This is a genomic window from Streptomyces sp. NPDC001108 (genome assembly GCF_053598535.1).
In genome coordinates, this window is record NZ_JBSFKL010000022.1 from 15,275 (window position 1) to 37,517 (window position 22,243).

At 72.4% G+C, this 22,243-nt stretch carries 25 protein-coding genes and 3 tRNA genes; 20 read left to right on the plus strand and 8 right to left on the minus strand.

Translation table 11 applies throughout. The features are described from left to right. Positions 1 to 19: 19 nt before the first annotated feature. Together ACWC97_RS31060 and ACWC97_RS31065 are read right to left on the minus strand one after the other, a co-directional pair. Positions 20 to 1,378 carry a sensor histidine kinase gene (locus tag ACWC97_RS31060; RefSeq protein WP_385208080.1) on the minus strand — a complete coding sequence of 453 codons (1,359 nt, stop codon included), beginning with the start codon at positions 1,376 to 1,378 and terminating at the stop codon, positions 20 to 22. A 75-nt stretch (positions 1,379 to 1,453) separates the two neighbouring features. Then, positions 1,454 to 2,662 (minus strand): sensor histidine kinase, encoded by a 1,209-nt coding sequence (locus ACWC97_RS31065; RefSeq protein ID WP_352276075.1) that lies wholly within the window; start codon positions 2,660 to 2,662, stop codon positions 1,454 to 1,456. 226 nt (positions 2,663 to 2,888) lie between these two features. On the opposite strand from ACWC97_RS31065, the gene ACWC97_RS31070 reads away from it, so the two are divergent. The 12 genes from ACWC97_RS31070 (at position 2,889) to htpX (ending at position 14,492) form a co-directional block, all read left to right on the plus strand. Beyond that, entirely contained in the window at positions 2,889 to 3,311 is a 423-nt protein-coding gene (locus ACWC97_RS31070; RefSeq protein WP_352276168.1) for an NADH-quinone oxidoreductase subunit A, read from the plus strand. Further along, entirely contained in the window at positions 3,302 to 3,940 is a 639-nt protein-coding gene (locus ACWC97_RS31075) for an NADH-quinone oxidoreductase subunit B (RefSeq protein ID WP_352276076.1), read from the plus strand. The genes ACWC97_RS31070 and ACWC97_RS31075 overlap by 10 nt, the downstream gene beginning before the upstream one ends. Next, positions 3,937 to 5,154 (plus strand): NADH-quinone oxidoreductase subunit C, encoded by a 1,218-nt coding sequence (locus ACWC97_RS31080; protein WP_450652931.1) that lies wholly within the window; start codon positions 3,937 to 3,939, stop codon positions 5,152 to 5,154. Before ACWC97_RS31075 ends, ACWC97_RS31080 begins: the two co-directional genes overlap by 4 nt. After that, positions 5,151 to 6,122 carry a complex I subunit 1/NuoH family protein gene (locus ACWC97_RS31085; protein ID WP_352276079.1) on the plus strand — a complete coding sequence of 324 codons (972 nt, stop codon included), beginning with the start codon at positions 5,151 to 5,153 and terminating at the stop codon, positions 6,120 to 6,122. Before ACWC97_RS31080 ends, ACWC97_RS31085 begins: the two co-directional genes overlap by 4 nt. Further along, positions 6,119 to 6,745 carry a NuoI/complex I 23 kDa subunit family protein gene (locus ACWC97_RS31090; RefSeq protein WP_450652933.1) on the plus strand — a complete coding sequence of 209 codons (627 nt, stop codon included), beginning with the start codon at positions 6,119 to 6,121 and terminating at the stop codon, positions 6,743 to 6,745. Before ACWC97_RS31085 ends, ACWC97_RS31090 begins: the two co-directional genes overlap by 4 nt. Next, positions 6,742 to 7,296: an NADH-quinone oxidoreductase subunit J family protein gene (locus tag ACWC97_RS31095; RefSeq protein ID WP_385208098.1), complete on the plus strand. Its 555-nt coding sequence runs from the start codon at positions 6,742 to 6,744 to the stop codon at positions 7,294 to 7,296. The genes ACWC97_RS31090 and ACWC97_RS31095 overlap by 4 nt, the downstream gene beginning before the upstream one ends. Beyond that, complete coding sequence (gene nuoK / locus ACWC97_RS31100; RefSeq protein WP_450652935.1) at positions 7,296 to 7,721, plus strand: NADH-quinone oxidoreductase subunit NuoK; 426 nt, start codon at positions 7,296 to 7,298, stop codon at positions 7,719 to 7,721. The genes ACWC97_RS31095 and nuoK overlap by 1 nt, the downstream gene beginning before the upstream one ends. Then, positions 7,718 to 9,718 carry an NADH-quinone oxidoreductase subunit 5 family protein gene (locus ACWC97_RS31105; RefSeq protein ID WP_450652937.1) on the plus strand — a complete coding sequence of 667 codons (2,001 nt, stop codon included), beginning with the start codon at positions 7,718 to 7,720 and terminating at the stop codon, positions 9,716 to 9,718. Before nuoK ends, ACWC97_RS31105 begins: the two co-directional genes overlap by 4 nt. A gap of 27 nt (positions 9,719 to 9,745) precedes the next feature. Continuing rightward, the gene (locus tag ACWC97_RS31110; protein ID WP_450652939.1) at positions 9,746 to 11,293 is read left to right on the plus strand and encodes a complex I subunit 4 family protein; all 1,548 of its coding nucleotides are present in this window, start codon (positions 9,746 to 9,748) and stop codon (positions 11,291 to 11,293) included. Further along, entirely contained in the window at positions 11,290 to 12,894 is a 1,605-nt protein-coding gene (locus ACWC97_RS31115) for an NADH-quinone oxidoreductase subunit N (RefSeq protein ID WP_450652941.1), read from the plus strand. Before ACWC97_RS31110 ends, ACWC97_RS31115 begins: the two co-directional genes overlap by 4 nt. 94 nt (positions 12,895 to 12,988) lie before the next feature. Then, positions 12,989 to 13,450 carry an MscL family protein gene (locus ACWC97_RS31120; protein ID WP_352276089.1) on the plus strand — a complete coding sequence of 154 codons (462 nt, stop codon included), beginning with the start codon at positions 12,989 to 12,991 and terminating at the stop codon, positions 13,448 to 13,450. A 178-nt stretch (positions 13,451 to 13,628) separates the two neighbouring features. Further along, entirely contained in the window at positions 13,629 to 14,492 is an 864-nt protein-coding gene (htpX, locus tag ACWC97_RS31125) for a zinc metalloprotease HtpX (RefSeq protein WP_352276090.1), read from the plus strand. Between the two features lie 20 nt (positions 14,493 to 14,512). On the opposite strand, the gene ACWC97_RS31130 is transcribed toward htpX, so the two are convergent. Then, complete coding sequence (locus ACWC97_RS31130) at positions 14,513 to 14,914, minus strand: YccF domain-containing protein (RefSeq protein WP_352276091.1); 402 nt, start codon at positions 14,912 to 14,914, stop codon at positions 14,513 to 14,515. Positions 14,915 to 15,186: 272 nt separating this feature from the next. Between ACWC97_RS31130 and ACWC97_RS31135 the strand changes: the two genes are divergently transcribed. Further along, on the plus strand, positions 15,187 to 15,459 hold the full coding sequence (locus ACWC97_RS31135) for a GlsB/YeaQ/YmgE family stress response membrane protein (RefSeq protein ID WP_352276093.1): 273 nt from the start codon (positions 15,187 to 15,189) through the stop codon (positions 15,457 to 15,459). Here ACWC97_RS31135 and ACWC97_RS31140 read toward each other — a convergent pair. From ACWC97_RS31140 to ACWC97_RS31150, 3 genes are all read right to left on the minus strand, one after another. Next, positions 15,420 to 16,124, minus strand: a complete 705-nt coding sequence (locus ACWC97_RS31140) for an alpha-ketoglutarate-dependent dioxygenase AlkB family protein (RefSeq protein ID WP_450652943.1) — start codon at positions 16,122 to 16,124, stop codon at positions 15,420 to 15,422. The two genes, ACWC97_RS31135 and ACWC97_RS31140, sit on opposite strands and share 40 nt — an antisense overlap. Position 16,125: 1 nt before the next feature. After that, on the minus strand, positions 16,126 to 16,626 hold the full coding sequence (locus tag ACWC97_RS31145; RefSeq protein ID WP_450652945.1) for a methylated-DNA--[protein]-cysteine S-methyltransferase: 501 nt from the start codon (positions 16,624 to 16,626) through the stop codon (positions 16,126 to 16,128). 219 nt (positions 16,627 to 16,845) lie between these two features. Next, a complete protein-coding gene (locus ACWC97_RS31150) occupies positions 16,846 to 17,334 on the minus strand; it encodes a YajQ family cyclic di-GMP-binding protein (protein ID WP_352276098.1) in 489 nt (162 codons plus the stop codon). Positions 17,335 to 17,764: 430 nt separating this feature from the next. On the opposite strand from ACWC97_RS31150, the gene ACWC97_RS31155 reads away from it, so the two are divergent. After that, a tRNA-Tyr gene (locus tag ACWC97_RS31155) sits at positions 17,765 to 17,846 on the plus strand. 63 nt (positions 17,847 to 17,909) lie between these two features. Next, a complete protein-coding gene (locus tag ACWC97_RS31160) occupies positions 17,910 to 18,359 on the plus strand; it encodes a DUF523 domain-containing protein (RefSeq protein ID WP_450652947.1) in 450 nt (149 codons plus the stop codon). 12 nt (positions 18,360 to 18,371) lie between these two features. Here the strand turns inward: ACWC97_RS31160 and ACWC97_RS31165 are convergent, their stop codons facing one another. Both ACWC97_RS31165 and ACWC97_RS31170 read right to left on the minus strand, forming a co-directional pair. Beyond that, positions 18,372 to 19,028, minus strand: coding sequence for an SDR family oxidoreductase (locus ACWC97_RS31165; protein ID WP_450652949.1), 657 nt, complete (start codon positions 19,026 to 19,028; stop codon positions 18,372 to 18,374). A gap of 34 nt (positions 19,029 to 19,062) precedes the next feature. Beyond that, positions 19,063 to 20,358: an amidohydrolase family protein gene (locus ACWC97_RS31170; RefSeq protein WP_352276102.1), complete on the minus strand. Its 1,296-nt coding sequence runs from the start codon at positions 20,356 to 20,358 to the stop codon at positions 19,063 to 19,065. A gap of 389 nt (positions 20,359 to 20,747) precedes the next feature. Here ACWC97_RS31170 and ACWC97_RS31175 point away from each other — a divergent pair. From ACWC97_RS31175 to ACWC97_RS31195, 5 genes are all read left to right on the plus strand, one after another. Then, positions 20,748 to 20,820, plus strand: a tRNA-Thr gene (locus tag ACWC97_RS31175). A gap of 46 nt (positions 20,821 to 20,866) precedes the next feature. Further along, positions 20,867 to 20,939, plus strand: a tRNA-Met gene (locus ACWC97_RS31180). A gap of 89 nt (positions 20,940 to 21,028) precedes the next feature. Beyond that, positions 21,029 to 21,193, plus strand: a complete 165-nt coding sequence (gene rpmG / locus ACWC97_RS31185; protein WP_003956487.1) for a 50S ribosomal protein L33 — start codon at positions 21,029 to 21,031, stop codon at positions 21,191 to 21,193. 108 nt (positions 21,194 to 21,301) lie between these two features. Beyond that, positions 21,302 to 21,754, plus strand: a complete 453-nt coding sequence (locus ACWC97_RS31190; protein WP_352276103.1) for a MaoC family dehydratase N-terminal domain-containing protein — start codon at positions 21,302 to 21,304, stop codon at positions 21,752 to 21,754. Continuing rightward, complete coding sequence (locus ACWC97_RS31195; protein WP_450652952.1) at positions 21,754 to 22,182, plus strand: MaoC family dehydratase; 429 nt, start codon at positions 21,754 to 21,756, stop codon at positions 22,180 to 22,182. Before ACWC97_RS31190 ends, ACWC97_RS31195 begins: the two co-directional genes overlap by 1 nt. Positions 22,183 to 22,243: the final 61 nt, after the last annotated feature.

Consider the following 22,243-nt stretch of genomic DNA (forward strand, 5'->3'; position numbering starts at 1 on the left):
TTGCTGCGCATACGTCCGCTCAGCCGCGCCAGGGCAGCTCGGCGGTGATCCTGGTCGGGCCGCCCTGCGGGGAGTCCACGGCCAGGACGCCGTCCACCGCGTCCAGCCGCTCGGCCAGCCCCGCCAGCCCGCTGCCCGCCGAGGGGTCGGCGCCTCCCCGGCCGTCGTCGGTGACCTGGAGCATCAGCCGGTCGCCGGTGCGCCAGACCTCGACGGTGGCCGAGCGTGCCGCGCTGTGCTTGCTGACGTTCTGGAGGAGCTCGGAGACGGTGAAGTACGCGATGCCCTCGATCGCCTGGACCGGGCGTTCGGGCAGGTCGACGGTGACGGTGACGGGGACGGTGCAGCGGGAGGCGATGGCGGAGAGGGCGGCGTCGAGTCCGCGGTCGGTGAGGACGGCGGGGTGGATGCCGCGGGCGAGGTCGCGGAGTTCCTGGAGGGCGATCTTGACCTCGCCGTGGGCCTCGTCGACCATGCGGGCGGCGGCTTCGGGGTCGGCGGTCAGCTTCTCCTTCGCCAGCCCCAGATCCATGGCGAGGGCGACGAGGCGGGCCTGGGCGCCGTCGTGCAGGTCACGTTCGATGCGGCGGAGATCGGCGGCGGCGGTGTCCACGACCACGCCCCGGTCCGTCTCCAGCTCGGAGACCCGGCTCGCCAGCCGGGACGGCCCGAGCAGCCCGCGCACCAGCGCCCGGTCCACGTGCGCCAGCCCCCGGACCAGCCACGCCGTCACCGTCACCAGCACCAGGCCCGTCACGAAGGCCAGCACCATCCCGACCGGGGTGTCGACGTACACCGTGCGGCCCGTGTCGGAGTACACCTGGAGGCCGTCGTGGCCCAGCCGCGCGGGCAGGACCCAGTACCACAGCGGATACGTGAGGAGGGTCCAGCCGCACATCCAGAGCGGCAGCCCGAGGCCGAACGAGATCAGCGCCCACGGGAACTGCACCACCGAATAGAGCACGTGCCGCCAGGACGCCCCGTTCTTCAGCGACGCGCCCATCCAGGACATCAGCCCGCCGGTCCGCCCGCGCACCGGCTCCGGCGCCGCCACGTCCACCCCGAGCAACGCCCGCGCCCGCTCCCGCTCCACCGCGCCGAACCCCCGGCACAGGGCCAGCGTGCCGGCCAGGATCGGGATCCCGAGGAAGGTGATCAGCATGCCCACGCCGAACGTGGTCAGGGTGATCGAGAAGCCGAACAGGACCAGCCCGACCGGCACGCTCAGCACCTGGTACAGCAGCGCGCGCCAGGTCCTGCCCTCGAACGGGGCCCGCAGCGCGGCGGGCAGCAGACGCTTCAGCGGGGAGCCGTCCCCGGGACCGGCCGCCCCGGACCACCGAGGGTCCCGCGTGTCCGGTCCGTATGCCGTGGCCATGGGTGTGTCCGTTTCCTCTCGGCGTGCGCGTGCGTGATGCGCGGGTACGTGGGGTGCGGGTGCGGGGGGAGCGGCTCAGCCGCGCCGGATCCGCTCGGCCGCGGCCTTCTTCGACGGTTCGCGGTCGCGCCAGGGCAGCTCGGCGGTGACCGTGGTGGGCCCGCCGGCCGGCGAGTCCAGGACGAAGAGCCCGTCGACGGCGCCCAGCCGCTCGGCCAGCCCCGCCATCCCCGTGCCCCCGTCCATCCTCGCCCCTCCCCGACCGTCGTCGGTGACCTGGAGCATCAGCCGGTCGCCGGTGCGCCAGACCTCGACGGTCGCCGAGCGTGCCGCGCTGTGCTTGCTGACGTTCTGGAGCAGCTCGGAGACGGTGAAGTACGCGATGCCCTCGATGGCCTCCGCGGGACGCGCCGGCAGATCGACGGTGACGGTGACGGGGACGGTGCAGCGGGAGGCGATGGCGGAGAGGGCGGCGTCGAGTCCGCGGTCGGTGAGGACGGCGGGGTGGATGCCGCGGGCGAGGTCGCGGAGTTCCTGGAGGGCGATCTTGACCTCGCCGTGGGCCTCGTCGACCATGCGGGCGGCGGCTTCGGGGTCGGCGGTCAGCTTCTCCTTCGCCAGCCCCAGGCCCATGGCGAGGGCGACGAGGCGGGCCTGGGCGCCGTCGTGGAGGTCACGTTCGATGCGGCGCAGGTCGGCGGCGGCGGTGTCCACGACCACCCCCCGGTCCGCCTCCAGCTCCGCGATCCGGCGCTCCAGCTCGTCGGAGGGCGAGAGCAGCCCGCGCACCATCGCCCGGTCCCCGTTGGCGAGGAACCGCGTGATGTACGGCACCACCGGCCACAGCGCGATCAGACCCACCAGCGTCACCCCGAAGGTGAGCACGCCCCACGGCAGCCGGACGAAGGAGTAGAGCACCGCCCGCCACCCCACCGGGTCCTTGATGCTCGACCACAGCCACGGGAAGAACCCCGTCTCCCGCCGCGACAGCACCACCGGGCTCGGCTCGTCGATCCGCACCCCCAGCAGCGCCCGCGCCCGGCCCCGCTCGAACCGGCCGATCAGCCGCGCCCCGTGCAGCGAGACGGCGAGCAGCGGCAGACCGACGACCGTGACCGAGAGCGCCGCGCCGACGCCGATCGTCGCCACCGTGTAGACGAACGCGAGGAGCGTCATCGGCAGATCGGCCAGAAGATGGCCGATCTCGCGCCGCGTCCACCGGTCGGGGATGGCGCGGGCGGGCGGCGGCCGGTCGTCGTCCGGCACCTGGGGGCTCATGGTCATGGGACAAGCCTGCCGGTACGGATCGCCGCACGCCATGGGGCTCATGGGTGCCCCGGGGTGGGGATAACCCCACCTCGGGGCATTCACGACGGGCCCCTCGCCCGACGCGGCTGCTTACCCTCCCTTTAACAGGGCCTAGACTCCCGTGCGTACGGACACCGGACGGATTCCAGGGGAGCGAGGGGCGGACGTGGCTGACCTGCCGGATGCACCGGGCCTGCCGGATCTGACTGATCTGCCGGACCTGACGGGGTCGGCATCGACGTCGGCCGTTCTCGCGTCGGACTACTTCCGGGGATACGCGGTCGTCGGACTGCTCGCCGTGATCGGCGTGCTCTTCGTCGCCGTCGCCTTCGGGGCCGGCCGGCTGCTGCGCCCCGTGGTGCCGACGCCGGAGAAGCTCCTCACCTACGAATGCGGCGTCGACCCGGTGGGCGAGGGCTGGGCCCACACCCAGGTCCGCTACTACGTCTACGCCTTCCTGTACGTGATCTTCGCCGTCGACTCGATCTTCCTCTTCCCGTGGGCGACGGTCTTCGCCGCACCGGGATACGGGGCGACGACGCTGATCGAAATGTTCGTCTTCCTCGGTTTCCTGGCCGTGGGACTGCTCTACGCATGGAAGAAGGGCGTCCTCGAATGGACGTGACCAGCACGCGGGCCGACGGGGGAGCCGAGCAGCAGCCCCTGCCGACCTTCCTGCCGGAGCCCAAGCGGCTCGGCGTCCTGTCGCGCCTGGCACCCGAACCGATGAAGGTGGTCCTGAACTGGGGCCGCCGCTACAGCCTGTGGGTCTTCAACTTCGGGCTGGCCTGCTGCGCCATCGAGTTCATCGCCGCCTCCATGGCCCGGCACGACTTCATCCGGCTCGGCGTGATCCCGTTCGCCCCGGGCCCGCGCCAGGCCGACCTCATGATCGTCTCCGGCACGGTGACCGACAAGATGGCCCCGGCGGTGAAGCGGCTCTACGAGCAGATGCCCGAGCCGAAGTACGTCATCTCCTTCGGCGCCTGCTCCAACTGCGGCGGCCCCTACTGGGACTCGTACGCGGTCACCAAGGGCGTCGACCAGATCATCCCCGTCGACGTCTACGTACCCGGCTGCCCGCCCCGGCCGGAGGCGCTGCTCCAGGGCATCCTCAAGCTCCAGGAGAAGATCGCCCGCGAGTCGCTGGGCGAGCGGTACGCGACGGGCGGCACCCGCCCCTCGACCGCCGCGCTGCGCAGCGGACTCGTCGCCGCGCCGCCGAAGCCGGACACGGGGGAGGAGCCCGCGTGACCACCACCCCGGACGACGCCTACGACCGGCTGCCGGACGCCGCCGCCGAACTGTTCGGCGAGGGCGCGACGGCGGAGTACGCCTACGAACTGCTGACCGTCGACGTACCGGCCGCCGGCTGGATCACCGCCCTCGAAACCGCCCGCGACCGGCTCGGCTGCACGTACTTCGACTGGCTGAGCGCCGTCGACGAACCGGACACCGGCTTCCGGGTCTGCGCCCATGTCGTGGCCCTGGCCGGCGGCCGGGTCCGCCGCCTGATGCTCCGTACGACCGTGCCGCACGCGGCGCCGGTCCTGCCCACCGCCGTCGGCGTCTACGCGGGCGCCGCCTGGCACGAGCGCGAGACGCACGAGATGTTCGGCATCGGCTTCGACGGCCACCCGCACCTGGTGCCGCTGCTGCTGCCCGAGGGCTTCGAGGGCCACCCGCTGCGCAAGGACTTCGTGCTGGCGGCCCGGGTCGCGAAGGCGTGGCCCGGAGCGAAGGAGCCGGGCGAGTCGGAGCACGGCGGACCGAAGCGGCGCACGATGCTGCCGCCCGGGGTGCCCGACCCGAACGAATGGGGGCCCCTGAAGGGGCAGCTCCCGCCCGCCCCGGCCCGACCGGCGCGCGCCGCGCGTGCGGCGGGCGACCGGCCGGTACGCCGGACCCGCAGCGCGAGCGAGGGCTCGGCCGCCCAGCGCACCGCCGGAGCCACCGCCCCGGAAGCCGCGGCTCCGGCCGTTCCCGGGGCGGCCGGGGAGGCGCCCGCGCGCCCCACGAGGCCGCGCCGCAACCGCAGCGCCTCCCAGGGCTCGGCCAGCCAGCAGAACGAACCCCAGCCGAACGAACCCCGGAAGGACACCCCGGCGAAGCCGGGCCCGGACGCCCCTACGGACGCGGGCACCGGCTCCGGCACGGCCGCGAGCGACGCCCCCTGGCACCACGCCCGCCCGGCCTTCGACCCGGAAACGCCTCCCGAGGCTGCGGAAAAGCCTGAGGCCGCCGGGAAGCCCGAGGCCTCGGGAAAGCCTGAGGCCGCCGGGAAGCCCGGGACCCCTGAGGCTCCTGCGGCTCCCGAGACTGCCGGGGCTCCTGCGGCCGCAGGAACTCCCGAGGCTCCCGAGGCTCCTGAGGCCCAGGAAACCCCTGAACCTCCGAAGCCCCCCGAACACCCCAAGACACCCGAACCCCCTGAGTCCCCCGAGTCCGCCGGAGGCGATCCCGCGTGAACGACGTACTGGACGTCGCCCTCCGCCTCGTCGCCGTCTTCGTCGCCTTCCTGGTCCTCCCGCTCGTCGTCGGGCAGACCGAGCACAAGGTGATGGCGCACATGCAGGGCCGCCTCGGCCCCATGTACGCGGGCGGCTTCCACGGCTGGGCCCAGCTCGTCGCGGACGGCGTGAAGTTCGCGCAGAAGGAGGACGTGGTCCCGGCCGACGCCGACCGCCGCGTCTTCCAGCTCGCCCCGGCCGTCGCGCTCCTGCCGTACCTGCTGGTGCTCGTCGTCATTCCGATCGGCCCCGGCGAGGGCGCGGCCGGGCAGTTCATCGACGCGGGCGTCTTCTACGTACTCGCCGTCATGGGCGTCGGCGTGCTCGGCTCACTGATGGCCGGCTGGGCCTCGGCGAACAAGTTCTCCCTCCTCGGCGGGCTCCGCACCGCCGCCCAGCTGCTCGCGTACGAGCTGCCGATGCTGCTCGCCGCCGCCTCCGTGGCGATGGCGGCCGGAACCGTCTCGCTCACCGGCATCCTCGACTCCTTCGAGTGGTGGTGGCTGCCCTGGCAGATCGTCGGCGCCCTGGTCTTCTTCGTGGCCGGGCTCGCCGAACTCCAGCGCCCGCCCTTCGACATGCCGGTCGCCGACTCGGAGATCATCTTCGGCGCCTACACCGAGTACACCGGTCTGCGTTTCGCGCTCTTCCTGCTCGCCGAGTACGCGGGCATCGTCGTCCTGTGCGGACTGACCACCGTCCTCTTCCTCGGCGGCTGGCACGGACCGCTCGGCGCCGACGGACTCGGCTGGGTCTGGACGCTCCTCAAGACCGCGGTCCTCGCCTTCGTCGTCATCTGGCTCCGGGTCACCTACCCCCGGCTCCGCGAGGACCAGCTGCAGAAGCTCGCCTGGACCACACTCATCCCGCTCGCCCTCGCGCAGATCGCGCTCACCGGCATCGTGAAGGTGGCGATCAGTTCATGACCGCGCGCATCCCCGGCTCCGGACTGGCCAAGGGCCTGGCCGTCACCCTGCGGACGATGACCCGGAAGACGGTCACCGCGCAGTACCCCGACGTCCAGCCCGAACTGCCGCCCCGCTCGCGCGGCGTCATCGGGCTGTTCGAGGAGAACTGCACCGTCTGCATGCTCTGCGCCCGCGAATGCCCCGACTGGTGCATCTACATCGACTCCCACAAGGAGACGGTGCCCGCCGCCACCCCCGGTGGCCGCGAACGCAGCCGCAACGTCCTCGACCGCTTCGCCATCGACTTCTCCCTCTGCATGTACTGCGGGATCTGCATCGAGGTGTGCCCCTTCGACGCGCTGTTCTGGTCGCCGGAGTTCGAGTACGCGGAGACGGACATCCACGAGCTCACCCACGAACGCGACAAGCTCCGCGAGTGGATGTGGACGGTGCCGGAACCGCCCGCGCTCGACCCGGCCGCCGAGGAGCCGAAGGAGATCGCCGCCGCCCGCAAGACGGCCGAAAAACTCGAAGCCCAGCGCGCCCAGGAAGCCCAGCAGGCGCAAGAGGCCCAGCAGGCCGCCCAGGAGAACCAGCAGGCCCGGGAGAACCGGCGCCCGGAACGAGAAGGAGAGGCGTGACACTCGCAGCAGCCGCGGCCCACCCCGGCTTCCTCTCCCCGACCGGCGTCGAGATCGTCTTCGTCCTCGTGGGCCTCGCCACCTTCGGCGCGGCCCTCGCCACCGTCACCACCAGGCAACTGGTGCACGCCGCCCTCTGGCTGGTCGTGGCGCTCGGCGGACTCGCCGTCGAGTACCTCCTGCTCACCGCCGAGTTCATCGCCTGGGTGCAGGTGCTGATCTACGTCGGTTCCGTCGTCGTCCTCCTCCTCTTCGGACTGATGCTCACCCGGGCCCCCATCGGCCGCTCCCCGGACGCCGACTCCGGCAACCGCTGGGCGGCCCTCGCCGTCGCGCTCGCCGCCGCCGGATCGCTCGTCTGGGTCGTCGTCGACGCCTTCCGCACCACCTGGATCGACCTGGCCGGACCGGCCCGGGGCTCCACCGAGGTGACCGGCGCCTCCCTCTTCCGGCACTGGGTACTGCCGTTCGAAGCACTCTCCGTCCTGCTGCTCGCCGCCCTGGTCGGCGCGATCGTCCTGTCCCGCAAGCGCGGTAAGGAGCAGAGCTGATGCACCTCGCCTATCCCGCCGTGCTCGCCGCCCTCCTCTTCTGCACCGGGCTGTACGGAGTGCTCGCCCGCCGCAACGCGATCCTGGTCCTGCTCTCCGTCGAGCTGATGCTCAACGCCGTCAACCTCAACCTGGTCGCCTTCGACGTCTGGCTCCGCGACACCCTCCACGCCGGCCAGGCCCTCACCCTCTTCACCATCGCCATCGCGGCCGCCGAGATCGGCATCGGCCTGGCGATCGTCCTCGCCGTCCACCGCAACCGGGGCAGCTCCGACATCGACCGGCTCCGCGACACCGCCGAGACCGACGCCGCCGAGGACCTCCCCGCCCTCTCCGACGACGAGGCGCCCGCGCCCCCCGACGGCACCGATGACCAGGCCACTGCTGCGGCAGGGAAGGCAAAGAAGGCAGAGGCCACCGCGTGACCACCACGACCCTCGCCGTCCTCGTCCCCCTCCTCCCGTTCCTGGGCGCCGTCGCCGGCCTCCTGACCGGGCGCACCGCCCCCGGCTTCGTACGCCCCCTCGCCGTCCTGCCGACCGTCGCCGCGTTCGCCCTCGCCGTACTCGTCGCCTCCCGCCAGGGCGGCGGCCGGACCATCGACGCCGCGACGCGGCTCACCCCCACCGGCTCGGTCCCGATCGACCTCGCCCTGCACCTCGACGGCTTCGCGGTCCTCGTCGCCGTCCTGGTCGGGCTCGTCGCGAGCTGTGTGCAGATCTACTCGACCGCCTACCTCCGCGACGACCCCCGCTACCCCTCGTACGCGGCCCTGGTCTCCCTCTTCACCTCCGCGATGCTGCTCGTCGTCTACTCCGGCGACCTGATGGTGCTCCTGGTCGGCTGGGAGATCATGGGCATCTGCTCTTACTTCCTCGTCGGCCACTACTGGGAGACGCCCGAGGCCCGCGCCGCCTCCCTCAAAGCCTTCCTGGTCACCAAGCTCGGCGACGTCCCCTTCCTCATCGGCCTGTTCGCGCTCGCCGCGGACACCGGCACCTTCCGCATCACCGGCATCCTGGGCGCCGTCGCCAACGGCGGCCTCGACCACCCCACCCTCATCGCCCTGCTGCTCCTCGCGGGCGTCGCCGGGAAGTCGGCCCAGTTCCCCCTGCACACCTGGCTGCCCGACGCGATGGCCGGCCCCACCCCCGTCTCCGCGCTCATCCACGCCGCGACGATGGTCGCCGCCGGCATCTACTTCGTGGCCCGGCTCCTGCCCGTCTTCGCCCAGTCCGGCGCGGCACTCGTCGTCCTCGCCGCGATGGCCGCGATCACGATGGTCGGCTCGGGGCTCGCCGCCCTCGCCCAGGACGACATCAAACGCGTCCTCGCCTACTCGACGATCGGCCAGCTCGGCTACATGGCCGGTGCCCTCGCCGTCGGCGACCGGGCCGCCGCCGTCTTCCACCTCCTCTCCCACGGCGCGTTCAAGGCCGTGCTCTTCCTCGCCGCCGGAGTCGTCATCCACGCCGCCGGCACCAACTCACTGGCCGCCATGTCCCGCATGGGCGGACTGGCCCAGCGCATCCCGGACGCCTACTGGACGATGACCGTCGCCCTGTTCGCCCTCGCCGCCATCCCGCCGTTCGCCGGCTTCTTCTCCAAGGAAGCCGTCCTCGTCGCCGCCGAGCACACCGCACTCGGGGACCGGCACGTCGCCCCGGCCGCCGCGGGCTGGACCGTACTCGTCGCCGGACTGCTCGCCGCCCTCCTCACCGCCGCGTACGCCACCCGCCTCTGGCTCCTCGCCTTCCGGGGCCGCGGTGCCGAGGCACCCGACCACGGCAGGCAGCCCGCCGCGATGACCGCCGTCCTCTGGATCCTCGCCGTGCCCACCATCGCCTTCGGCCTGAGCGTCGGCGTGATCGGCGACTGGTTCGACGGCCGCAGCCTCGCGCCCACCCTCACCACCGCCGTCCTCTCCACCGGCGTCGCGCTGGCCGGCGGACTCATCACCTACGGCGCCTGGCGGCACACCTCCGCCCTCGCCGCCCGCACCCGCGTCGGCACCGTCGTCGCCCACCCGGACGCCGAACCCGCCGTCATCGAGGCCCAGGCCATGACCGCGCACACCGCCGCCTACGGAACCGACGGCGACGCCCCCGACCCGGCCGACCCCGGCCGCCTCCTGCTCGGGCCGCTGCACCACCACGCCGCCGCCGGTTTCCACCTGGACGCCCTGTACACGGCGCTGTTCGTCCGCCCCGTCCGGGCCGCGGCGAGCCTCGTCCGCTTCCTGGACCGCGAGGTCGTCGACACCTACGTACGCGGCTCCGGCACCGGCGCACGCTGGTTCGGCACCGCCGTCCGCCGCGCCCAGACCGGCAACGTGCAGACCTACCTCGGCGCGCTGCTCGCCGGCTCCCTGGTCCTGGTGATCGCCGCCGTCGTCTTCGCCAACGTCAACGCCGGGTCGTGAGCCGTGATCGATATCAGTGAATCCGTGATGCAGTTCCTTCTCGCGTTCGTCGTCGCCGGCCCGCTCGTCGGCGCCGCGGCCGCCCTCCTCCCGGCCCCGCCCGGACTGAAGGGGAGCAGCCCCGACCAGGCCGTGCTCCGCCACGGCGTGACCGTCACCGGCGCCGTTCTCCTCGGCGCGCTCGTCCTCGCCGCGGGCTTCGACCACGACCACCCGTCGAAGATGCAGGCCACCACCGACATCAGCTGGATCCCGGCGCTCGACGTCCGCATCCACCTCGGCATCGACGGCATCTCGCTCCCCCTTCTCGTCCTGACCGCGCTGCTGGCCTTCCTCTGCGCGCTCCACAGCTACTTCAAGCCCCCCGAGGGCCCCTCCCCGAAGGCCTTCGTCGCCCTCCTGCTCCTCCTGGAGACCGGCACCCTCGCCACCTTCGCCGTCCTCGACCTGATCCTCTTCTTCCTCGCCTTCGAGACGGTGCTCGTCCCGATGTACTTCCTCATCGCCCGCTGGGGCGGTGCCGGACGGCAGGCCGCCGCCTGGAAGTTCATCCTCTACACACTGCTCGGCTCGGTCGTCATGCTGCTGGGCCTGCTCCTGATCGGGCTCAAGAGCGGCACCTTCGACATGGTGGCACTCGCCACCGACAACGGCCGTGGGCTCACCTCGTCCGTGCAGGTCATCGCCGTTCTGGCGATCGGGATCGGGCTCGCCGTGAAGACCCCGATGTGGCCGCTGCACAGCTGGCTGCCGGACGCCCACACCGCCGCCCCGACCGTCGGCTCCGTCCTGCTCGCGGGCGTCCTGCTGAAGATGGGCACCTACGGATTCGTCCGCATCCTGCTCCCGATCGCCCCCGACGGGATGCACACCTTCGCGCCCTACCTCGCCGCCTTCGCCGTCGTCGGCATCGTCTACGGATCCCTGGCCTGCCTCGCCCTCGTCCGCCCCGGCGGCAAGGGCGACCTCAAGCGCCTGATCGCGTACTCCTCCGTCGGCCACATGGGCTTCGTGCTCCTCGGCATCGCGAGCATGACCCCCACCGGGGTCAACGGCGCGCTCTTCGCCAACATCGCCCACGGCCTCATCACCGGCCTGCTGTTCTTCCTGGTCGGCGCCATCAAGGACCGGTACGGCACCGCCGACCTGGACACCCTCTCCGGCGCCACCGGAGCCGCGCTCTACGGTCGGGCCCCCCGCCTCGGCGGCCTCCTCGCCTTCGCCGCCGTCGCCTCCCTCGGACTGCCCGGCCTCGCCGGGTTCTGGGGCGAGATGCTCGCCCTCTTCGGCTCCTTCGAGCCCGCCGACGGCCTCAGCAGGCCCGCCTTCCTCACCTTCATGTCGATCGCCGCGTTCGGCACCCTGCTCACCGCCGCGTACATGCTCATGGTCGTCCGCCGGGTCTGCATGGGCGAGAAGCGCGAGGCACCGGCCCTCGCCGACATCCGGACGTACGAGTTCGCCGCCTGGACCCCGCTCGCCGCGCTCACCGTCCTCGCCGGTCTCTGGCCCGCCGTCCTCCTCGGCCTCACCGACCCGGCCGTGCAGAAGCTCCTCGCAGGAGGCAAGTCGTGACCACCGCCGTCGCCGTCCCGGGCGTCGTCACCGCCGCCGGGAGCACCCCCGACCTCGTCCAGTCCGTCGACTGGCTCGCGATCGCGCCCCCGGTCGCCGTCGCCGCCATGGCCCTGGTCGTCCTGGTCGCCGACCTCTTCCTCCCCGAACACCGCAAAACGCTGCTCGGCACCCTGACCGCCGCCGGGCTCGTCGCCGCCCTGGCCCTGCTCGTCCCGCTGCGCGCCGGCGACCGCTCCACCTTCTGCCTCACCGAATCGGCCGCCGCGACCTCCGGGACCGCCTGCAGCTACACCGCCGACCACTTCGCCCTGGTCATCCAGGTCCTGGTGCTCGGCGGCGCCCTGCTCACCGCCCTGCTCTCGCTCGGCGACACCCGAGGGCGGCGCCCCGGGGAGTACTGGTTCCTGCTGCTGTCCTCCGCGGCCGGCGCCGCCCTGCTGCCCGCCGCCCGGGACCTCGCGACCCTGGTCATCGCCCTCGAAGTCGCCTCGCTGCCCGCCTTCGCGCTCGTCGGCATCAAGCGCGGCGACCGGCGCTCCTCCGAGGCCGCGCTCAAGTTCTTCCTCTCCTCCGTCGTCGCGACCGCCGTCATGCTGCTCGGCGTCAGCTTCGTCTACGCCGCCACCGGCACCCTGCACCTCACCGAGATCGCCGCCCGCCTCGACGACGTGCCCGGACAGCTCGACACCCTCGTCAAGGCGGGCGTCGCCCTCACCCTCGTCGGCTTTGCCTTCAAGACGGCCGCCGCGCCCTTCCACTTCTGGGTGCCCGACACCTACGTCGGCGCCCCGCTGCCGATCGCCGCGTACCTCTCGGTCGTCGGCAAGGCGGTCGGCTTCTCCGGCCTCATCCTCGTCACCGTGATCGCGTTCCCGGCCTACGCCGACGTCTGGGGACCGGCCCTCGCCGTCCTCGCCGCGCTCACCATGACCCTCGGCAACGTCGCCGCCCTGCGCCAGCGCGCCGACCGGGCCCGCGGCGCCGTACGCCTGCTCGCCTGGTCCTCCGTCGCCCAGGCCGGCTACCTCCTGGTCCCGATCGCCGCCGCCGCGTACTCCAGCGACGAGCACATCGGCTCCACCGTCGCCTACGCCCTCATGTACGCCGTCGTGAACCTCGGGGCCTTCGGGGTCGCCGCCCTGGTCGCCCGGACCAGCCCCGGCAACCGCCTCACCGACTACCGCGGCCTGTACGCCACCCGCCCCCTCGCCGCCCTGGCGATGGCCTTCTTCCTGCTCTGCCTGGCCGGACTGCCGCCCGGCATCATCGGCCTCTTCGCCAAGGTCACGGTCTTCTCCGCGGCCGTCGACGCCGGACTCGGCTGGCTCGCCGTCGTCATGGCCGTCAACGTCGTGATCGCGTTGTACTACTACCTCCAGTGGACCGCGACACTCTTCCGGGCCCCCGAGGAGGCCCCGGCGAACGCCCCGGCGCCCGCCCCCGCCGCGGTCCCCGCGGACGGCGCCGTACCCGCCCCCACCAGGCACGCCGTCCCGGCCCCCCTCACCGCCGTGATCGCGCTCACCACGGTGGCCGGAGTGCTGCTCTCCGGCGCCCCCCAGGCCGTCCTCCGCTTCGCCGCGGTCAATCTCTTCTGACGTCACGAAGATCGGTTTGCCCGGGGCGCCCCGTACAGGGCATGGTCTTGCCCGCACATCCCCCCACACGGACACATCCCAGAGGAGCAGAGCGGTGCTGAACGGGTTCAAGGACTTCATCCTGCGCGGAAACGTCATCTCCATGGCCATCGGTCTGGCCGTCGGAGCCGCGTTCACCGCGGTCGTCACCGGATTCAGCACGGCCTTCATCACCCCGCTGATCGGCCTCGCCACCGGATCCGTCGGCGACTTCAGCTCGGCGCAGTTCACGGTCGAGGGCGCCATCTTCCCGTACGGGAAGTTCCTCGCTGCCGCCATCGCGTTCCTGATCACCGCCGCCGTGCTCTACTTCGGCGTCGTCGTGCCCATGGCGAAGGTCCAGGCCCGGTTCGCCAAGGCGGAGAACGTCGACATCAAGGCCGTCGTCCGCGACTGCCCCCGCTGCTACACCGAGATCCCGGCCATCGCCTCCCGCTGCGCCCACTGCACCAGCGAGATCAAGCCCGACCCCGCGGCCCTGGAGACCGCCGGACTCCCGGTGCCCGCCCAGCGCTGACCCGTACGGCCCAGTGCCCGCTCCGGCCCGCAAGGGCCGGACGGGCCCTGCCCGGCGGCGGTACGGCCCCGGGGAACTCGCTCCTCCCGCCTGGCGTTGACCCGTACGGGAGGCTCCACTGGGTAGTGGAGACCACCAAGCAAAGGGTTCCCCTGCCGCACCACTTGGAGGGCGTACCGTGCACCGCCGGCACAACGGGCTGAGAACCGCCGTACTCCTCGGGGGCCTGTCCGCCCTCATCATCGTCATCGGAAGCTTCTTCGGGCGTACGGGCCTGATCGTCGCGGTCCTCGTGGCCCTCGGCACCAACGCCTACGCGTACTGGAACAGCGACAAGCTGGCGCTGAGGGCGATGCGGGCCCGCCCGGTGAGCGAGTTCGAGGCCCCGCAGCTGTACCGGATGGTCCGCGAGCTCTCCACCGCCGCCCGCCAGCCCATGCCCCGGCTCTACATCTCCCCGACGCAGGCCCCCAACGCCTTCGCCACCGGCCGCAACCCGCGTAACGCCGCCGTCTGCTGCACCGACGGCATCCTCCAGATCCTGGACGAGCGCGAGCTGCGCGGCGTCCTGGGCCACGAGCTGAGCCATGTCTACAACCGCGACATCCTGATCTCGTCCATCGCCGGGGCGCTCGCCTCCGTCGTCATGTTCCTGGTCAACTTCGCCTGGCTGATCCCGGTGGGCCGGTCCGACAACGACGACGGCCCCGGATTCCTCGGCATGCTGCTGATCATGATCCTCGGCCCGGTCGCGGCCTCGATCATCCAGCTCGCCGTCAGCCGCTCCCGGGAGTACGAGGCGGACGCCTCCGGAGCCCAGCTCACCGGCGACCCACTGGCCCTGGCCAACGCGCTGCGCAAGCTCGAAGCCGGTACGAAGCAGCTGCCGCTGCCCCCGGAGCCCAGGATCGAGACCGCGAGCCACATGATGATCGCCAACCCGTTCCGCCCCGGCCAGGGCCTGTCCAAGCTGTTCTCCACGCACCCGCCCATGGCGGAGCGGATCGCCCGGCTGGAACGGATGGCGGGCCCCCGCGCCTGAAGGGCCCACCGTCCGGAGGCTCAGCGGGCGCCGAACGCCTGGTCGCTGGGGACCACCTCGCGGCCCAGCGGCATCAGCGAGATCGGGATCAGCTTCAGGTTCGCCCAGCCGAAGGGGATGCCGATGATCGACACGAACAGCGGGATGCTGGTGAGCAGGTGCCCCAGCGCCAGCCACCACCCCGCGAAGACGAGCCAGATCACATTGCCGACGCAGGACGGCGCCCCCGCCTCCGGCCGTTCCACGGTCGTCCGCCCGAACGGCCACAGCACATAACCGGCGATCCGCAGCGACGCGATGCCGAACGGGATGGTCACGATCAGCACGAAACAGATGAGTGCCGCGACGAGATAGCCGAGGGCCATCCAGAACCCGCAGAACACCACCCAGATGATGTTCAGGATCAGCTGTATGGGCTTCATGTCGCTCGCCTTCCGGGGGTTGCCCGTAGTTGCTCCGATGGCCAGTATCGGCCCCGTCCGGGGGCAGAGGTAACCGGAGCGGTCCGCGTAGGTGACCGATCCGGCACCGGCCCGTTCGCCGGAGCCGCCCCTCACCAAGAACGCGCGAACCGCACCGCACAGTTGCTCGCGCGGGTCCCGGGTCACGGGCCGCGGGCCAGAAACCGGGGCAACCACGCCACCGTCATGGGCGTCCTGGATTCCAGGAACGAGTGATGGGTAGGTTCGCGCGCATGAGCATTATCGGATGGATCATTCTGGGCCTGGTGGCCGGTGTCATCGCCAAGGTCCTGCTGCCGGGACGTGACCCGGGCGGCCTGGTCGGCACCACCCTGATCGGAATCGTCGGCGCCTTCCTCGGTGGCTGGATATCGTCGCGCTTCCTCGACCGCCCCATCGACAACGACTTCTTCGACATGGCCACCTGGATCGCCGCCATCGGCGGTTCCCTGATCCTGCTGATCCTCTACCGGCTGCTGTTCGGGAACTCCCGCGAACGCCGCTGACGCCCCGTGCCGGCCAGTCCGGTCTCGCGCAGGGTGATGTTGAGCCGGCCATGGCTCAGCCCCGTCGCGGGACCGGCCGTCCCCGGCCGCACCTTCGGCACCCCGTGGAAGGCGTAACGGGACGGCCCGCCGAAGACGAACAGATCGCCCGAGGCCAACTCCACGTCCGTGTAAGGCCTTCCGCGGCCCTCCGGGTTGCCGAAGCGGAAGACGCAGCTGTCGCCGATGCTGAGCGACACCACCGGGGCGTCCGAGCGCTCCTCCTTGTCCTGGTGCATGCCCATACGGGCCGCCCCGTCGTAGAAGTTGACCAGCGCCGCGTCCGGCGCGTACGCCGCCGCCGGGCCCTCCTCCCCGTACGCCGCGGCCACCGCCTCACGCCCCAATTCCGCCAGCCAGTCGGGGAATTCGGCCACCCGGGCCCCGTTCACGTCGTCGGCCGTACGCGTGTACCGGTACGGCTGCCAGTGCCACCCCAGGCAGACCGTCCGCACCGACATCACCCCGCCGCCCGGCAGCGCGGTGTGCCGCAGCGGCACCGGCCCGCGCGCCCACTCCCGGCAGGCCGCCACCAACTCCCGCTGCCGCTCGATCGGAAGCCACTCCGGCACGTGCACCGCGCCCGGCGCGACCACGGCGCGGGGGCGGGGGAAGAGCCCGGTCACCTCAGCGCACCGCCCCGGCGCCTTCCAGCCCCAGCAGCAACTCCTTGCGCTCCAGGCCGCCCGCGTACCCCCGCAGCGACCCGTCGGCGCCGATCACCCGGTGGCACGGCCGCACGACCAGCAGCGGATTGCGCCCGATGGCCGTCCCCACGGCCCGCACCCCGGCCCCCGAGGAGCCGACCCGCGCGGCGATCTGCCCGTACGAGACGGTCTCCCCGTACGGCACGGTCTCCAGCGCGGCCCACACCCGCCGCTGGAAGTCGGTGCCGATGCCCTCCGCGTACCTGAGGTCGAAGCGGGTCAGCCGGCCCGCGAAGTACTCGCGCAGCTGGGCGGCGACCGGCTCGAAGGCCGCCTGTGCGCGCACCCAGCCCTCCTCGACCACCGCGCCGCCCTTCTGGCCGGGCAGCGAGAGCGAGGCGAGTGCCACCCCGTCGCCGGTCTCCTCGCCGACCAGCAGCAGTTCGCCCAGCGGGCTGTCGACCGTCGCGTACATGGTCATGACTCGTACCCTTCTCGCACGTCCTGCCGGATTCCGGGGGAAACCGTCACCCGATGTGGACCAGTCTGCGTCCCCCGCGCCGACCGGACCGGCGGTTTTCGGACGTCGAGCCCCGTGCGTTCCACCCGACTCACGCCCCGCCGCCCGCGCGAACGCGACGGGGCCCGTCGCCGGAGTCCTCCCCGGCGACGGGCCCCCGCCGCACCCTGTCCGGTCAGCTCACCGGTAGTTCACGTACTGCAGCGCGAAGTCGAAGTCCTGGCCCTTCAGCAGCGCCTGCACGGCCTGGAGGTCGTCCCGGCTCTTCGAGCTGACCCGCAGTTCGTCGCCCTGGACCTGCGCCTTGACGCCCTTCGGGCCCTCGTCGCGGATGATCTTCGCCACCTTCTTGGCGTTCTCCTGGGAGATGCCCTCCTCGATCGTGGCGGTGATCTTGTACTCCTTGCCGGACAGCTGCGGCTCGCCCGCGTCCAGCGACTTCAGCGAGATGCCGCGCTTGATCAGCTTGGACTGGAAGATGTCGAGGATGGCCTTGACCCGCTCCTCGCCGTTCGCCGCCATTAGGATCTTCTCGCCGGACCAGGCGATCGAGGCGTCGGTGCCCTTGAAGTCGTAACGCTGCGAGATCTCCTTGGCGGCCTGGTTGAGGGCGTTGTCGACCTCCTGCCGCTCGACCTTCGAGACGATGTCGAAACTGGAGTCGGCCATGACGTGTGGCTCCTTGGATCGGGGTACCGGGAATCGGGACGCGTCGGAATGCGCACGGCGCCGTGCGCGCGTACGAGCGGCGGCGGACCCACCGGTCCCGCGCGCCGCGGTCAAAGCCTAAGGGCTGTCCCGTCGTCCCCGGCGGGCGCGCGACGACAGCCGCGGCACCTCGCCGCGTTGTCGGAACATCCGAATACATGCAGTACGCGGACGCCCCTCCGTCTTGCGGCGCACCGCATTCGACGCCGCGCGCCGATCCACCGGGGACGACGGGACAGCCCTCTGCCTCCCCGCCCACCGGAGCCACTGACGGATCCGCCGACCAAGCCGCTGATCAACCGGGTGGCGAAGCACCCCCGGGCATCGGGTATCGTTTACGTCGTTGCCAGAGAGCACCGCCGAAAAGCGGGAATCAGCGGCAGCAAATCCCGGCGGTGTGCCCGAGTGGCCAAAGGGAGCAGACTGTAAATCTGCCGGCTCAGCCTACCCAGGTTCGAACCCTGGCGCCGCCACATGGAAGGGCCCCTGTCTCACGACAGGGGCCCTCTTTGTTTCTGCTGCGAGGGGCCGTGACGATGGAATCCGTACTGGTCAGTGCCTGTCTGCGCGGGGTGCCCTGCCGGTTCGACGGCCGGGCCAAGGAATCCGGCGCGGTGGCCGAGGCGCTCGGCGAGCGCCGTCCGGTCGCCTTCTGCCCCGAGACCGCCGCCGGGCTCGCCACCCCGCGCCGCCCCGCCGAGATCGTCGGCGGCGACGGCCACGACGTGCTCGACGGCCGGGCCCGCGTCGTCGACGACTCCGGCCACGACGTGACGGCGGAGTTCGTGGACGGCGCACAGCGGGCGCTGGCGGCCGCGCGGCGGGCCGGGTGCACCGAGGCGCTGCTGATGGATCGCAGCCCCTCCTGCGGGCGCGGAACGGTCTACGACGGCACGTTCACCGGCACGCTCCGCCCGGGTGACGGCGTGACCGCCGCGCTGCTGGAGCGCCACGGCATCGCCGTACGCCCCGCGCCGCGCGGCTGACGCCGGGCCGGCTCAGTTCCCGGCGACGTCCTTCACCGCGACCGAGACCGGTACGTTCCCCGCGATCAGCTCCAGCGTCAGCCCCGCCGTCGCCGGGGTGTCCAGCAGCTCCAGCAGCGCCACCGCCACGTCGTCGCGCGGCACCGGGCCGCGGCCGGTCGACGCGGCCAGCAGGACCGTCCCCTTGCCCGCGTCGTTGGTGAGCATGCCGGGGCGCAGGATCGTCCAGTCGAGCGCCGTACGGGAGCGCACGTCCGCGTCTGCCGCGCCCTTGGCCCGCAGGTAGGCGTCGAAGACCTCGTCGCCCGGATGGTCCGGATCGGCGCCCATCGACGAGACCACGACGTAGCGCCGTACGCCCGCCCGCTCGGCCGCGTCGGCGAACAGTACCGCCGCCCCGCGGTCCACCGTCTCCTTGCGTGCCGCGCCGCTGTCCGGGCCCGCCCCGGCGGCGAAGACCGCCGCGTCGGCACCGTCCAGCACCCGCGCCACCTCCTTCACGGAGGCCGATTCGAGATCCAGGACGACCGGCTCGGCGCCCACCGCCCTGAGGTCCTCGGCCTGGGCCGGATTGCGGATGACGCCCACGGCTTCGTCCCCGCGCGCGGCGAGCAGCCGCTCCAGCCGAAGCGCGATTTGACCATGTCCACCTGCGATGACGATGCGCATGGTCACGACGGTACGCCGGGACGGGCCGCCGCGCTCAGGGCCCGCCGGAGGGACCGTGATCGGATCGCCCCTGGCGGGGCAGGCCGAGGCCCACGGCGGTCTCGGAGTCGCAGTACTCGCGCACCGCGCTCGTCCGCGCCACCACCCGTCCCCGGTGCACCACGATCCGGCTGTACGCGAGCGAGAGCGCGCCCGCCAGCCCCTCCCCGCGCACGGCGAGCAGCTCGGCGGGGAACCCGGCCTCGACCCGGACGGCGGGCAGCCCCATCACCTCCCGGGCCACCGAGGACACCGCCCCGTACGCCTCCTCGGGCGATAACCCGTGCTGCGAGGCCAGCAGGTAGGCGGCCTCCAGGGGATCGCCCCGGCCCACCGGGTTCGCCACGTCCCGCAGCGCCCCGCTCCCCGCCGCGACCCGCACCCCGGCCGACCGCAGCAGCCGCACCGGCGCACTGCCCCGCCCCTCGGCCCCGCAGCAGCCGCCCTGGGGCAGGCAGATCACCGTCACCCCGGCCGCGGCGAGCTGGTCGGCGGCGCGCCCCGCGACCTGCGCGGGAAGCCGGGAGAGGCCCGCCAAGGGGCCCAGCGAGACGCCGGGGCGCAGCCCTCCCGCCATGGCGGCGAGCCGGGCGAGCCGGGCCGGGTCGGCGCCGTCCGTGTGCAGGTCGACGGGGCAGCCCTGCTCGGCGGCGACCTCCAGCACCGCCTCCGCATACCCCGCCGGGTCCGGATCGAGGTCCGGGCAGCCGCCGACCGCGCCGGCCCCCATCTTCACCGCGTCGCGCAGCATCGCCAGGTTCCCGGCGCCCGCGACACCGGTGAGCAGCCGGGGCACGGCGACAGGGGTCAGCTCGGCCAGCCCCCGCAGCGACCGGCGGGCCTGCAGCACGGCTTCGAGCGCGGCCAGGCCCTGGACGTCCCCGATCCGGACGTGCGAGCGCAGCGCGGTGGCGCCGTGGCCGAGCTGGAGCAGGGCGGCCTCGGTGGCGCGACGCCGGATGTCCTCCGGACGGTCCGAGGCCGGTCCGGGGAGGCCGGGGCCCGCGCCGTCGGCGGTGAGCGCGGTGTCGCCGTGGGCGTGGGGCTCGGCGGGGGCGGGGAGCAGCAGGTAGCCCCGCAGGTCGAGCCGCGGGCCGGAGGAGGCGGTGAGGCTGTCCGCCGTGCCGACGGCCTCGATGCGGCCGCCGCCGAGCCGTACGTCCACGACGCGGCCGTCGGCGAGACGGGCGCCGCAGAGCACCGGGCCGGTCCCGGCCGGGGAGGCGCCGCGGGAGGCGCCGGACGCGTCGGCGGCCCGGTCGTCCGGCTGCCGCGGCTGGCTGTCGGGCATCGTGCTCCAGGTAGCAGGCGATCGAAGGTGGGCGAAGGGGCGGGCGCGAGGAGAGGGGCAAAAGGGGGAGGGAACGAGGGAAGAGGGGCAAGATCACGCAGAGTGGGACGAGCCTAGGGGCGTGTCCGGCGCGGTTCGGGGAGGAGCGGAATAGTCGTACCGGTGCGGCCCGGCGGGATGTGCGGGGCGGAAACACGTCGGCGCGGTGCCGGGGGCCGGGGCCGGGGAAGCCCTGCTCAGAGGGGCGGCAGGGGCTTCCGGGGCGTGCGGTGCGCGGCCTGAGGGCCCGCGCGGCACGGGATCGGCGGTGCGTGCGTCCGGGCCGCGGGAGGGGGTCCGGAATCGGATTTGGGCGATCGGCGACGGACCGTGTAATGTCTTCCTCGCTCGCCCCAATAGCTCAGTCGGTAGAGCGTCTCCATGGTAAGGAGAAGGTCTGCGGTTCGATTCCGCATTGGGGCTCTGGTGATCGAGATCCCCCGCTTCGGCGGGGGAGATCAGTCATCAAAGCGGTGTAGCTCAGTCGGTAGAGCAAGCGGCTCATAATCGCTGTGTCACCGGTTCAAGTCCGGTCACCGCTACACACGGTAGCCGATTGTGGGGTCGGTCCTTCGATCGGCTACTCTTCTTTGCGTTCATCCGTCCATCCGTCCGTCCAAGGAGCACTCACGTGGCTGCCACCGACGTCCGCCCGAAGATCACGCTGGCCTGCGTGGAGTGCAAGGAGCGGAACTACATCACCAAGAAGAACCGGCGCAACAACCCGGACCGTCTTGAGATGAAGAAGCACTGCCCGCGCTGCAACTCGCACACGGCGCACCGCGAAACGCGCTGAATCAGGCTCGTACACGAGGCCGTCCCCTTTGGGGGGCGGCCTCGTGTCGTTGTATGAAGGCTGTTCTGTCTTCGGCCTGTTCACATTTCACCAGGAGGTAGCGAGCCCATGGCGCTCGACCAGTCCTTCGTGGGGCGGACCTATCCGCCCACCCCGCCGTACGAGGTGGGCCGGGAGAAGATCCGCGAATTCGCCGAGGCGGTGGGCGACGCGAATCCGGCGTACGTCGACCCCGAGGCCGCCAAGGCGCTCGGCCACAGCGATGTGATCGCCCCGCCCACCTTCGTGTTCTCCATCACCTTCAAGGCCGCCGGCCAGGTCATCCACGACCCGCAGCTGGGCCTGGACTACAACCGGGTGGTGCACGGCGACCAGAAGTTCAGCTACGTACGCCCCGTGCGGGCGGGGGACCGGCTGACCGTCACCTCGACGATCGAGTCCATCAAGTCCCTGGCGGGCAACGACATCCTGGACGTCCGGGGCGAGGTCCACGACGAATCGGGCGAGCACGTGGTGACCGCGTGGACGAAGCTGGTGGCGCGCGCCGCCGAGGAGGCGTGATGACGGCGAAGGTCGCCTACGAGTCGGTCGAGGTCGGTACGGAGCTCCCGGCGCAGTCCTTCCCGGTGAGCCGGGCGGCGCTGGTGCGGTACGCGGGTGCCTCCGGGGACTTCAACCCGATCCACTGGAACGAGAAGTTCGCCCGCGAGGTCGGGCTGCCGGACGTGATCGCGCACGGCATGTTCACCATGGCCGAGGCGATCCGGGTGGTCACGGACTGGGCCGGTGACCCGGCCGCGGTCATCGAGTACGGGGTGCGGTTCACCAAGCCGGTCGTCGTGCCGAACGACGACGAGGGTGCCCTGATCGAGGTCAGCGCCAAGGTGGCCGCCCTCCTGGACGACAACCGGGTGCGGGTGGACCTCACGGCCATGAGCGCGGGCCAGAAGGTGCTGGGCATGTCCCGCGCCGTGGTGCGGCTCGCCTGAGACCGCGGCGTACGAGGCATGAGGGGCGCGGTCCGCGGGGCCGCGCCCCTCAGCTCTTCCC